Origin of the sequence: Kitasatospora sp. NPDC048545 (genome assembly GCF_040651155.1) — a bacterium.
In the GTDB taxonomy this organism is placed as follows: Bacteria; Actinomycetota; Actinomycetes; order Streptomycetales; family Streptomycetaceae; genus Kitasatospora.
In genome coordinates this window covers 40,237-52,154 of record NZ_JBEZIQ010000059.1, presented here as the reverse complement: position 1 = coordinate 52,154, position 11,918 = coordinate 40,237, and the positions used below count along the sequence as shown (strand labels likewise).

General features: G+C 72.4%; 8 protein-coding genes, 1 tRNA gene and 2 pseudogenes. 4 read left to right on the top strand and 7 right to left on the bottom strand.

Annotation, left to right across the window (positions count from 1 at the left end; all coding sequences use genetic code 11):
* Positions 1-25: 25 nt before the first annotated feature.
* A tRNA-Val gene (locus tag AB0D10_RS37525) sits at positions 26-97 on the top strand.
* Positions 98-433: 336 nt separating this feature from the next.
* Here AB0D10_RS37525 and AB0D10_RS37520 read toward each other — a convergent pair.
* Entirely contained in the window at positions 434-637 is a 204-nt protein-coding gene (locus AB0D10_RS37520) for a hypothetical protein (RefSeq protein ID WP_360264670.1), read from the bottom strand.
* 405 nt (positions 638-1,042) lie between these two features.
* Here AB0D10_RS37520 and AB0D10_RS37515 point away from each other — a divergent pair.
* Positions 1,043-2,311 (top strand): annotated as a pseudogene (locus tag AB0D10_RS37515) (serine/threonine-protein kinase); the annotation flags it as partial.
* A gap of 1,256 nt (positions 2,312-3,567) precedes the next feature.
* Here the strand turns inward: AB0D10_RS37515 and AB0D10_RS37510 are convergent.
* Positions 3,568-3,981: pseudogene (locus AB0D10_RS37510) on the bottom strand (RNA methyltransferase); the annotation flags it as partial.
* On the opposite strand from AB0D10_RS37510, the gene AB0D10_RS37505 reads away from it, so the two are divergent.
* On the top strand, positions 3,947-4,519 hold the full coding sequence (locus AB0D10_RS37505) for a 2'-5' RNA ligase family protein (RefSeq protein WP_360264667.1): 573 nt from the start codon (positions 3,947-3,949) through the stop codon (positions 4,517-4,519). The pseudogene AB0D10_RS37510 and the gene AB0D10_RS37505 overlap by 35 nt on opposite strands.
* On the opposite strand, the gene AB0D10_RS37500 is transcribed toward AB0D10_RS37505, so the two are convergent.
* The 5 genes from AB0D10_RS37500 to AB0D10_RS37480 form a co-directional block, all read right to left on the bottom strand.
* Positions 4,410-4,823, bottom strand: a complete 414-nt coding sequence (locus AB0D10_RS37500; protein ID WP_360264665.1) for a hypothetical protein — start codon at positions 4,821-4,823, stop codon at positions 4,410-4,412. The two genes, AB0D10_RS37505 and AB0D10_RS37500, sit on opposite strands and share 110 nt — an antisense overlap.
* Positions 4,820-5,266 (bottom strand): protease inhibitor I42 family protein, encoded by a 447-nt coding sequence (locus AB0D10_RS37495; RefSeq protein WP_360264662.1) that lies wholly within the window; start codon positions 5,264-5,266, stop codon positions 4,820-4,822. Before AB0D10_RS37495 ends, AB0D10_RS37500 begins: the two co-directional genes overlap by 4 nt.
* An 8-nt stretch (positions 5,267-5,274) precedes the next feature.
* Positions 5,275-6,861 (bottom strand): peptidoglycan-binding protein, encoded by a 1,587-nt coding sequence (locus AB0D10_RS37490; RefSeq protein ID WP_360264659.1) that lies wholly within the window; start codon positions 6,859-6,861, stop codon positions 5,275-5,277.
* 39 nt (positions 6,862-6,900) lie between these two features.
* On the bottom strand, positions 6,901-7,236 hold the full coding sequence (locus AB0D10_RS37485; RefSeq protein ID WP_360264657.1) for a hypothetical protein: 336 nt from the start codon (positions 7,234-7,236) through the stop codon (positions 6,901-6,903).
* A gap of 940 nt (positions 7,237-8,176) precedes the next feature.
* Positions 8,177-9,082, bottom strand: a complete 906-nt coding sequence (locus tag AB0D10_RS37480; protein WP_360264703.1) for an RNA methyltransferase — start codon at positions 9,080-9,082, stop codon at positions 8,177-8,179.
* 89 nt (positions 9,083-9,171) lie between these two features.
* Here AB0D10_RS37480 and AB0D10_RS37475 point away from each other — a divergent pair, with 89 nt between their 5' ends.
* A complete protein-coding gene (locus tag AB0D10_RS37475; protein WP_360264655.1) occupies positions 9,172-11,916 on the top strand; it encodes a SpoIIE family protein phosphatase in 2,745 nt (914 codons plus the stop codon).
* Positions 11,917-11,918 lie beyond the last annotated feature (2 nt).

Here is an 11,918-nt window from a genome sequence, read left to right as displayed (position 1 = left end):
GTCTGCTGCAGGACCGCCACACCAGGCGCGATTAGCTCAGCGGGAGAGCACTACCTTGACACGGTAGGGGTCACTGGTTCAATCCCAGTATCGCGCACAGTAACGGCCGGGGCCGCGTTCCGAGAGGATCGCGGCCTCGGTCTTTTGCGTTCGCCGACACGGGCACCGGCACCGGCCTACCGCGGCCCTCGGCCCTCGGCCCGGAGATCCGGAGACGCGTAAGGCCCGGAAAAGAGAAGAGCCGCGTACGGACGCCCTCACCGACGTCCGTACGCGGCGTCTCCGCCTGCCGGGGCGCTCTGCGCACCGCACACGCCCGTCCGCGTGTGATCGCGGCCGCGGCCTCCCCGGCGGCACCGCTCCCCGTCCCCAGGGGACCGGTGCCCGTTTCTGTGGCCGCCCCCTAGGGGACGGCGTCCTTCTCAGGTGCTCCTCAGCGGCTGATCAGATCGGCGACGGCCTGCGCCTGGTTCGCCATCTGGTCCCACCCGCCGAAGAGCAGCACCAGGAGCACGGCGCACGGCAGGGCCATGGCCAGCGCCACCGCGGGGTGCCGCGTGGGCTGCTCGGCGGTCGACCGGGACTGGACGAAGGCCTGCCGACGGCGGCGGGGGGTTCCCGTGAGCTGCGGTGCCATGCCCTTGCTCCTGATCCGGTCGAGTTGGCGCGGTGAACGGCTTACCTCGGGGGACGAGCTCCCCGTCCACCGCTGAACACAACGCTATTGGTCGGGGGCCCTGCGGGCGTCATGCCGTCGTACCGTTCCTCGGACGTCCCGGAGGATGACGCCCGGACTCGGGGCCTACTACCGCAGGGGGAGGCAGGGCTGACCCGACCCCCGGGGGAACCCTGAGGGGTAACCCCGAGAGCCGATCCGGCACCCCTGTGACCTGCGGGTCAACGCAAGATCAGACAATCGCACGGCCGCTGGAGGTGTTGCGTATCAGCACACCGCAGCAGGCAGTCCGTAAGCTGTGCCAGACAGGAACTGACGACGGCCCAACCGACGGGGCCTCAACCACAGGCTGACGGGGAACGGAACATGGCGATGATGCGGCTGAGGCGTGAGGACCCCCGCATCGTCGGGCCGTACCGCCTGCACCGGCGACTGGGCGCCGGCGGCATGGGCGTGGTCTACCTCGGGTCCGACCGCCGCGGGCAGCGCGTCGCGCTCAAGCTGATCCGCGCCGAACTCGCCGAGGACCAGGAGTTCCGCACCCGCTTCGCCCGCGAGATCGCCGCCGCCTCCCGGATCCGCGGCGGCTGCACCGCCCGCGTGGTCGGCTCGGACATCGAAGCCGACCGGCCCTGGCTGGCCACCGCGTACGTGCCCGGGCCCTCGCTCTACAAGCAGGTCGGCGACGAGGGACCGCTGAACTGGGCCGACGCCGCCCGGATCGGGGCCGCGCTCGCCGACGGACTGGTCAAGGTGCACGAGGCCGGGGTCGTCCACCGGGACCTCAAGCCGTCCAACATCCTGCTCTCCCCGCGGGGCCCGCGGATCATCGACTTCGGCATCGCGTGGTCACGCGGCGCCAGCACGCTCACCCACGTCGGCACCGCCGTCGGCTCCCCCGGCTTCCTCGCGCCCGAACAGGTGCGCGGAGCCGCCGTCACACCCGCCACCGACGTCTTCGCCTTCGGAGCCACCCTCGCCTACGCGCTCACCGGGGACACCCCCTTCGGCTCGGGGGCGTCCTCCGAGGTGATGCTGTACCGCGTCGTCCACGAGGAGCCCGACCTGTCGGCGGTGCCGCCGCAACTGGCACCGCTGATCCGCGCCTGCCTCGCCAAGGAACCCGCCGAGCGGCCCGGCGCGGCCGCACTGCACGAGCGGCTCAGCGAACTCGCGGCGCGCGGCACCGCCGGCGCCGGCCCGCGCACGGCACGCCCCGGTCGCGCAGCGGCCGCTCCCGCCCCGCAGGACGGCGCCCGGCAGGGCGTCCCGGCGCCCGGCCGCCCCGCCGAGCCGCCCGCCGAGGCGCGGGCCCGGGCCGCGGCGGGCCGCCCGGGCGGCCAGGGCGCCGGACCTGCGGGACGGCGCCCGCACGGGGCCTCCGCGCCGCTCCCCCGGCCCGAGCCGACACCCGTCACCCGCCCGCTGCGGGCACGTCCGGACCGCCCGCAGACACCTCCGCCGGCCCGGCCCGGCCCCCGCGACCGGGTGCGCCCCCGCGACCGCCAGCACACCCCCGCCCCCGGCGGACGACCCGGCACCGCGCGCCAGCGGCTGCTGCGTCAGCGGCTCGTCGTCTTCGTCACCGTGACCATCGGCGTCGCGCTGGCCATCGCGGCGGCACAGGGGTGCGAGAACCGGGACAACCAAGGTCTGAGGCCGCCGACCGGGGCGGTCGCGGCCACTGGCGCCCGTACCGGCGGCGGCGAACTGTCGGTGCCGGACTCGTCGGTGGACGTCGCCCCGCAGGCGCCGACCGCACCGCTCCCGGCGACCGCCCGCGGCGGCGCGGACGGCGCCCTGGGCGCCCCGCAGGGGCCGGTGCCGGCCGTCGACTGGCCGAACCGCAGCTACCCCGACGGGGCCGGCGGGCCCGCCGTCGCCCTGAAGGACGGGCACTCGGCCGGAGCCGGGCCCCAGGTCGCGCTGAGCGCGGTGCTCCCGGCCCGGTACAAGGGCCTGCCGGCCTCGGTCGTCGTCCTGCGACGGGCGGAGGGGTCGGCACCGGTCGACCTCGTCCAGCTCTACACCTTCGCCGGGGACTCCCCGGTCGCCGCCGCCTCCCGCACCTCGGCGGCGGACCCGCAGGCGACGGCGGCCTGGCGGCTGGACGGCAGCACGGTCGTCCGCGAGGAGCGCACCACCGTCGGCGCCGTCACCACCACCCGCTACACCGTCCGCGCCGACGGCACCCTCGACGAGTCCTGGCCCGGCGCCCCCAGCGGCCCCACGCCGCCCCCCGCGGCCGCCCCGGCCCCGCCCACGGCCCTGGCGAACTGACCCGGGCGGGCCGACAGGCCCGGTGCGGCGCCGGACGTCGGGCCGGCCGACTTCTCGTGCGCCTGGCCGGAAGCCGACGAGCGAGCGATGCCCCGTGCGGGACAGGTGCACGAGGGCCCGGACGGACAGAAATCCGGAGCACCGAGAGTGCGACCCGGTGCGCCGGTACGGACGGGCGGCGCGGGACGTCGGGTGGGCCGACTTCTCGGATGGTCGGGCGCCGGCTCCGGTGAGGACGGCGTCGAGGTGGCTTCGGGGCCGTCGGTACCGGAAGTCGATCCGGCCGACTTCCTGCGGCGCACGGGCCTTCTCCCGGCACGAACTCTGCAGGAGGAGGGTTCACCGCGGACCCTGAGGGCCACCGGCGGCCCGGGTGAGGCCCCGCGCGGGTCGTCTGATCGGCCGACCTTCCCTGCGGCGGGGGGCACTGCGGGCGCGGGACGTCGGGTGGGCCGACTTCTCGGATGGTCGGGCGCCGGCTCCGGTGGGGGCGACGCCCGAGGGGCTTCGGGGCCGCCGGTGCCGGAGCGGTCCGGCGGGCCGACGTTCCGTGCAGCGGGGGCAGTGCGGGCGCGCGGGACGTCGGAGCGGCCGTCCCCTGGCGCGCCGGGTCAGGAGGCGGGGGTGGTGACGGCGTAGAAGACGACGGCTGCGGCGGCGCCGACGTTGAGGGAGTCGATGCCGTGGGCCATGGGGATGCGGACGGGGTGGTGGGCGGCGGCGATGGCCTGGGGGGTGAGGCCGTCGCCTTCGGCGCCGAGCATGAGGGCGGCCTTGGGGAGGCCGTGCGGGGCGAGGCCGGCGAGGTCGACGGCGTTGTCGGCGGGGGTGAGGGCGAGCAGGGTGAAGCCGGCGGCACGGACCGTGGCGAGGCCGGCGGGCCAGGGGTCGAGGCGGGCGTACGGGACCGCGAAGACGGCGCCCATGGAGACCTTGACGGCGCGCCGGTAGAGCGGGTCGGCGCAGTCCGGCGAGAGCAGGACGGCGTCCATGCCGAGGGCGGCGGCGCTGCGGAAGATCGCGCCGCCCATCGTGCGCTCTTGCGGTGCGCCGCCGGCTTCGGCGGACCCTCTGCGGCATGCCTCGCGACCCGATACCGCCCCGGCCCCGCGCGCGGCTTCGGGCCCGCAGGAGCGGTCACCATGGAGGGGTGGACAGACGCCCGATCTACGTTCCGGGGGTCCTGGACGTCGGACCGACACCCCGGACGGCGCTTGGTTGCCACCGACGGAACTGTGGCAGGCCGTCCAGCGGATCCGGGAGGAGCACGATCCGCAGATCCGCCGCTGGCCGCTGCACGTCAACGTGCTGTTCAGCTTCGTCTCGGAGTCGGACTTCGGGCCCGCGCTCCCGCTGCTGGGCGCCACCGCGGCCGAGCACGCCCCGTTCACCGCGCGTCTGCAGGGGGTGTGTCACGCTGCCGCCGGACCCTCTGACCGCGCCTGCTTCCGGTTCAGCTCGTCCCGTTCGCCGGGCCGGAGCGGACATCCCGACGCATACCCAGGATCTCCGCGACGGCCACCAGCCACCGGGCGAGCAGCTGGTCGCCGTCGGTGGTGGTGACGATGGTGGTGGCCGAGCTCAACCACTCGCGGGCGAGCCGGGTCGGCTCCTCGCCGGGCAGCGGCTCGGCGAGGTCGGCGGCACAGCGGGCGCCACCGGCACGCACCACCTCGGCGAGGAACACGAGCGAGCGGGGGACCACCCCCAGCCCGTCGGCGGCCAGCGCCGCGGCGATGGCGCCCTCACCGAAGAGGGTCGTCCGGTGGGGGCCGGCGAAGGCCAGGCCGTAGCGGAGCATAGCGGGCACGTCGAGCTGTCGCAGCTCGTCGTCCGTCTTGGGGCGAAAGCGGTCGTTGGTGGTCATCGGACGGTCACCGTGTAGGTGTTGCGCACGACCCGTTTCCTGCTCTCGTCGTCGCCGAGTTTCGGGTGGTTGCAGAGTGTGCGATAGCAGTTGAAGAGGGTGATGGTGGTGGTCCCGCTGCCGTTGGCCTTGAAGGTGTAATAGCGGGTGCCGCCGGCACCGTCTGCGGTCTTCGACTCTTCTGGGAGGTCGTGCACCTCGCCGACGTTGGTCACGACGGCGGCGTCCGGCTTCGGGTCGACAATGTTCCAGTAGTCGCCATCCGAGGCATTGTCCCAGACGGCGATCGAGAAGCGCTGGCCGACGGCGAGGCTCACCGCGCGCTCGTCCGCTCGAAGCACCCGGCCGCGGTCCGGCCCGTCCGACCCGCAGGCCGTCAGGCCCGCCACCAGTACGACCGACAGCGCCACCACCCGCAGCAGTGTCTTCGTGACTGCCTTCATCGGTCTGGTCACCTCGGCAGGTGGACGGCGTAGGCGGTTGGCACCCGGTTATCCGCTGCCCGGTCCATGTGACCGTTGATGAAATCGTCCTCGCTGACCCAGGTGGTGAAGCCCCAGGGGTTATAGACCTGCAGCATGTTGCCCTCCTGACCGACGATCAGCAGGGCGTGGCCCTCGCGCTTGCCGTCCTTGTCGTGGCCCTCGATACCGATCGGGACCGGCTTGCCGTCGGCGACCGCCTTCTCGATGTCCGGCAGGATCTCACGCCGGGCGTTGTCGTCCGGCAGCTTCTTGTAGTCGAAGTCGGCGCCGGTATGCGGGCTGACCTCCTTCTCCAGCACCTGCCCCTTGCCGTTCGCCTCCATGCCCTTCTCGTTACCGTGGCCCTCCGCATGTACACGGTGCTCCTCGTCCAACAGTCGCTTCTGGAACGCCGCAGGGTCATTCTCCTGGCCGGACGGGCCGCCGGTCAGGTCCAATGCGTAGAGCGGGTCGACCATCGCCCGGGCGGTGACGGTGGAGGAGGCAACGCAGGTATTCTCACCAGCGTTTTCGCCGATCTTCTGCCTCCATACGCCGGTGCCGAAGTTCACCGTGTCCGTGTTCCTGTTGGAGCCGTCGTCATTGACTCCGCCGCTGGATTTGTCCTCGCTCCTGGTGTAGACGGGCGTCAGGTGCGTACGCAGCCACTCCGGGGTCTTGCCGTGGATCTTGTTCTGGAAGGTGCGGATCTCGTCCAGGCTGTGACCGGCCGCCAGCGCCTTCATCAGGTAGGCGCGCTCCTGCGGGGAACCGGAGGCAGCGAGCAGCTTCTCGAAGTCCGCCCGGTCCTTGTCGTTCATCTTGTTCAGGTACTCGCCGGACCGATTCATATCGTTGGCGGTCAGCAGCTCGTTCAGCTCGGTCGGGCCGTCCGGGCCAGAGGTCTCGGCCAGCATCAGCTTGTCGGCGGAGGTGACCCCGTTGACCACGGGCAACTTGCCGGCCCGGGCCTCGGACGCCAGCTTGTTGAGGTCACGGGCCGCCGCCCGGGCCGCCTCGTCGGCCTTCTTGGCGGCGTCGAGCATCGACTCGACATGCGGTATGGCGGCCTGCTGCGCCTTCTTGCGCTTGGCCTCGTCGTCATCGTCCTCGAACCACTCGTCGAGCAAGCCCTCCCTCCCGCCGAGTGAGCTCAGCACCTGCTGGAGTTCGGAGCGTGCGGTGCTGTCCTGGCTCTGGGCGGCACTCAGCGCGTCGGCGAGGCTGTGCAGAGCGATCCCGCCGTTGTGGAGCGCCGTGGTCTGGCGGTCGAGTGCACGGCCCGCGGCGCCCACCACCTCGGCCGCCTTCGCGCCGGTGTTGCCGGTCCAGACGTCCGGTAGACCGGAGTCGGTGATCTTCACGACATCCTGATGGAGATGGCCCGAGTCGGCGGCCGCCTTCTTGAAACGGTTTCCGGCGGCCTCGATGGCGCTCGGGGATCCGAGCGGCGCGTGGACGGCGAGGGCGCCCTTGATCGCGTCGATGAGGTCGTTCTTGGAGTCCGCCTCGCGGGCGTCCTTCAGTCGGTCGCCCAGCGCCTTACAGCGCTGAGTAGTGGATTCCTTTGCCATGCCGGTTTGTCAGCCCCCCTGATCCCCCTGGTGCCATGTTCAGCCGAAGGGGCGGTAGTCGCCGCCGGAGGCCGCCTCCCGGAGGCCGGCCACCGCAGCGCTCTCGGCCTTCTGGTAGTTGTGCGAGGAAAGGCGTACCTTGAGCGCCAGCTCGCTCAGGGCTCCCTGGATCACTGTGGTCTCGGACTGCCATGCGTTGCGGAAGTTCTGGTACGCCGGGTCGGCATCCTCACCGCCGTACACGTTCTCGGCGAGGTTGACGGGGTCGATGGTCGCCGCGCATATCTTGTCCTGGTCCAGGGACGCCTTGTCCAGCGCCTTCGCCTGCCCCTCGGCTCCGCCTGCCTGGATCGCGTAGCCCGTACCCTCGGCCATGGTCCCCACCCTGTGTGCCTTCTGTGTGCCATCTGAATGACGGCCTTCGTGCACTCTACGTGCGGGTTCGTGACCGGACCAGTTCGTATCGCTTCTGATGCGGTCAATGGTGCCGGTTTATGACACACCGTCAACCGCGTGGTGGCACCACCGGAACGGGACTTCCAGCGTGGGCCAACGGTTCCTCCGGGGCAGGCGTCGTGACCGAAGCCGTCCACCTGCCCGGCCAACATCGAGCGGAGGCGGAATGGGAGCGGTTACGAAGGTGGAGCAGGCTCGCCGGGTGATCGGAGATGCGGTCAGCGCCAGGGTCCCGACCTCGCGCAGATGCGCGAGCCGTTCCGCCCGTCCCGCCGGCCGACGTCGTCACATACTGCGCCATCACCAAACCGCAAGTGATGTTCACCTGGAAATCGGAGAACGGTACGGCCCCGTACTTCCAGATGGACATGCTGTCCAACTGGACGGCCGGAGCGGGCTGATGGGCCTGCTCGCGTCCGGTGCGCGGCTCGTGGTGCGCACCTGCTCGGCGCCGCCGGGACTCGGCGCCGAGCAGTGCGAGGAGCTGCTGGCGCTCGACCGCGACGCGTTCCGCGTGACCGCGTCCGAGGAAGCCCGGCGCACCCGCCACGGACCCGCGGCACAGCCCGCCGACCAGTTGAGAGAGCGCGCACATGAACCCTGCCGGATCTTCGAAACCCGTCCCAATTCGGCAGCCACCACCAAGCTCATCGCGTGGCGCACAGTCTCACAACGCCTCCGAGCTGTCTGTTCAAACGGCTCGGACCCGGTCGACGTTCCAGCAGTTCCCGAAGGCTGGAAGCTGCCTGCGAGCCTTCGCGGCAAGGAGGAAGCACCGAACCTTGCGCCACGGCACTGCATTGCTGGTGATCCGCCGGACCGGAGGAGGGCAAAAAGCCCAGGAGTTACCCTGAGTGATCTACCGGCCCAGCTCTCGTCGCGGCTGGGTCGCGTAGAAAGCCACCGCCGAGGCCGCTGCGACGTTGAGCGAGTCGACACCGGCATCCATCGGGATGCGGACATGCTCGTCGACCGAAGCGAGCGTCTTGGCGGCGAGGCCGTCGCCCTCCGTGCCGAAAACCAGGGCAAGCTTCTCGTCGTCCCGCGAAGCGAGTTCACCAAGGGTGATCGCCTGGTCACTCAGGCACAGCGCCGCGATCGTGAAGCCTGCGGAACGCAGGATCTCGATGTCCTTCGGCCAGGCCTCCAGGCGAGTCCACGGCACCTGGAAGACGGCACCCATCGACACCTTCACGGACCGCCGGTAGAGGGGATCGGCACAGCGCGGGGTGAGGAAGATCGCGTCGACGCCCAGGGCGGCTGCGTTCCTGAAGGCCGCCCCTATGTTGGCGTGATCGACGATATCCTCGAACACGGCGACGCGCCGGACTGCATGTTCCCGTAGACCCAAAGGCAACACCGCGCCGAGGTTGGTGTGGTCGACCAGTCCTTCCAGGACCGCGACCCGGCGGGCCCCGGCGAGCACGTCGGCGGCGGCCGGGAGGGGCTTGCGCTCCATCGAGGCGAGGGCGCCGCGGTGCACGTGGTAGCCGGTGACGGTTTCGGCGAGGGCGGGCTCGACGACGTGGACCGGGGCGTCGGCCTCGGCGATGACGTCGGCCATCACGTCCAGCCACTTCGCTGTGAGCAACATCGACCGCATCCGGTAGCCGGCGGCGAGGGCTCGGCGGATGACCTTCTCCCCCTCGGCGATGAACAGGCCCTCGGCGGGTTCGCGGCGGCGGCGCAGTTCGACGTCGGTGAGGCCGGTGTAGTCGGCGAGGCGGGGGTCGGCCGGGTCGGTGATGGTGCTGGGTTCGGACACCCTGCGATCTTGCCAAGCCGGGGCGGCGAAGGCCAAACGGCCGACAGGACGGGGTGGTCCCCGGCTAGTCGGAGTGCAAATATGACCGTATGGCCCGTTATCCGGGCCGATCCTGGGCTCCGTCGGCCAATGGCGCCACTGGCTCCGCCGGCCCCTCCGGTGGGCGCCCACACGGTCGGCCACAGCTGCCGCACGCGAAGCGGGCGTGGCCGGTGTGGCACCGTTCGGTGGCCGGACAGGTGTTCGCGCTGCAGATCCTGGTCGTGCTGCTGCTGGTGGCGGCGGCCGTGGTGGCGTTGGTGGTGCAGTCGCACAGGGACGCCGACAACGAGGCGCGCAACCGATCGGTTTCGGTCGCCCAGACGTTCGCCAACTCGCCGGGCATGGTCGAAGCGCTCCGCTCCCCCGACCCGAGCGCGATCCTGCAGCCGAAGGCGCAGTCCGCCCGGATCGGCTCCGGCGTGGACTTCATCGTCGTCCTGAACAACCAGGGCATCCGGTACACCCACCCGAACCCGGCCAGGATCGGCCAGAAGTTCGTCGGCACCTACGAACCCGCGCTGCACGGCCAGGTGGTGACCGAGCACATCACGGGCACGCTCGGCCCGCTGGTGCAGGCCGTGGTCCCGGTGTACGCGCCGGACGGCCAGGTCGTCGGGCTGGTCTCGGCGGGCGTCACCCTGGCGAACGTCAGTACGGCCAGTGAGCGCCAGTTGCCGGTGGTGCTGGGCGCGGCGGCCGGCGCGATCGGGCTGGCCACGCTCGGGACGGCGCTGATCAGCCGTCGGCTGCGGCGCCAGACGCGGGGGCTGGGCCCGATCGAGATGACCCGCATGTACGAGCATCACGCGGCCGTGCTGCACGCGGTGCGCGAGGGCGTCATGATCGTCGGCGGCGACGGGCTGCTGCTGCTCTGCAACGACGAGGCACGTCGGCTGCTCGACCTGCCGCCGGACGCCGAGGGCCGTCCGGTGACCGAGCTGGGCCTGGAGCAGGTTCCGCTGGAGCTGCTGACCGCCAACCGGCAGGTGACCGACGAGGTCGTGCTGGCCGGGGAGCGGCTGCTGGCGGTGAACGTCCGGCTGACCGACCAGGCTCCCGGCGGCGCGGGCGGCTGCGTCGCCACGCTGCGCGACTCCACCGAACTGCTGGCGCTGTCCGGCCGGGCCGAGCGCGCGCAGCGGCGGCTGCGGCTGCTGTACGACGCCGGGGTGACGGTGGGCAGCACGCTGGACGTGACGCGGACGGCGGAGGAACTGGCGCAGGTCGCGGTGCCGCGGTTCGCGGACTTCGTCACGGTCGACCTCGCGGAGCAGGTCCTGGCGGGCGAGGAGCCGCCGACGGGTTCCACCCTGGGGCGGATGCGACGGGCGGCGGTGACGGGCGTCCGGGAGGACGCGCCGTTCTACCCGGTGGGCACGGTGCTGGACGTGGTGCCCGCGACGCCGCTGGCCGGGGCGCTGCACAGCGGTGAGCCGGGTCTGGAACCGGACCTGGCACAGGCCCGGCAGTGGCGCGATCAGGACCCGGAGCGGTCGGCGCAGGTGCTGGCGTACGGGGTGCACTCGCTGCTGCGGGTGCCGCTGCGGGCGCGCGGCGTGCTGCTGGGGGTGGCCCGGTTCTGGCGGGCGCAGCGGGCGGAGCCGTTCGAGACGGACGACCTGGCGCTGGCCGAGGAACTGGTGTCGCACGCGGCGGTGTGCATCGACAACGCGCGCCGCTACACCCGGGAGCACGCGATGGCGGTGACGCTGCAGCACAGCCTGCTCCCGCGCAACCTGCCGGCGCAGAACGCGCTGGACGTGGCGCACCGCTACCTGCCGGCCCAGGCCGGGGTGGGCGGGGACTGGTTCGACGTGATCCCGCTGCCGGGCGCGCGGGTGGCCCTGGTGGTCGGTGACGTGGTGGGGCACGGGTTGCACGCGGCGGCGACGATGGGCCGGCTGCGCACCGCGATCCACAACTTCTCGACCCTGGACCTGCCGCCGGACGAGCTGCTGGGACACCTGGACGAGCTGGTGAACCGGATCGACCAGGACGAGGCAGCGAGCGGCGAGAACGCGGGGCTGACCGGGGCGACCTGCCTGTACGCGATCTACGACCCGGTGTCGCGGCGCTGCACCCTGGCCGCCGCCGGTCACCCGCCCCCGGCCGTGGTGGACCCGGAGGGCCGGGTGGTGTTCCCGGAGCTGCCGACCGGGCCGCCGCTGGGGCTGGCGGGACTGCCGTTCGAGACCGCCGAGCTGGAGCTGGCGGAGGGCAGTCGGCTGGTGCTGTACACGGACGGACTGGTGGAGGACCGCGACCGGGACATCGACGAGGGGCTGGAGCTGCTGCGTGCGGCACTGGCCGGCGAGCCGCGCACGCCCGAGCAGACCTGCGCGGACGTGCTCGGGGCGATGCTGCCGGCGCATCCGCAGGACGACATCGCGCTGCTGGTGGCGCAGACCAGGGTGCTCGCGCCGGACCAGGTGGCGGAGTGGGACGTGCCGTCCGACCCGGCGGCGGTGGGTGCCGTCCGGGGGGAGGTGGCCCGGCGGCTGGAGGCCTGGGGGCTGGACGAGGCCTCGTTCGTCACCGAGCTGATCCTGAGCGAGCTGGTGACCAACGCGATCCGCTACGGCTCGGGGCCGATCCGGGTGCGGCTGCTGCGGGACCGCGCGCTGATCTGCGAGGTGTCGGACGGCAGCAGCACCTCGCCGCACCTGCGGTACGCGGCGACCGAGGACGAGGGCGGGCGCGGGCTGTTCCTGGTCGCGCAGTTCGCGGACCGCTGGGGGACGCGCTACACGGCGACCGGGAAGGTCATCTGGACGGAGCAGCCGCTGGAGTAGGA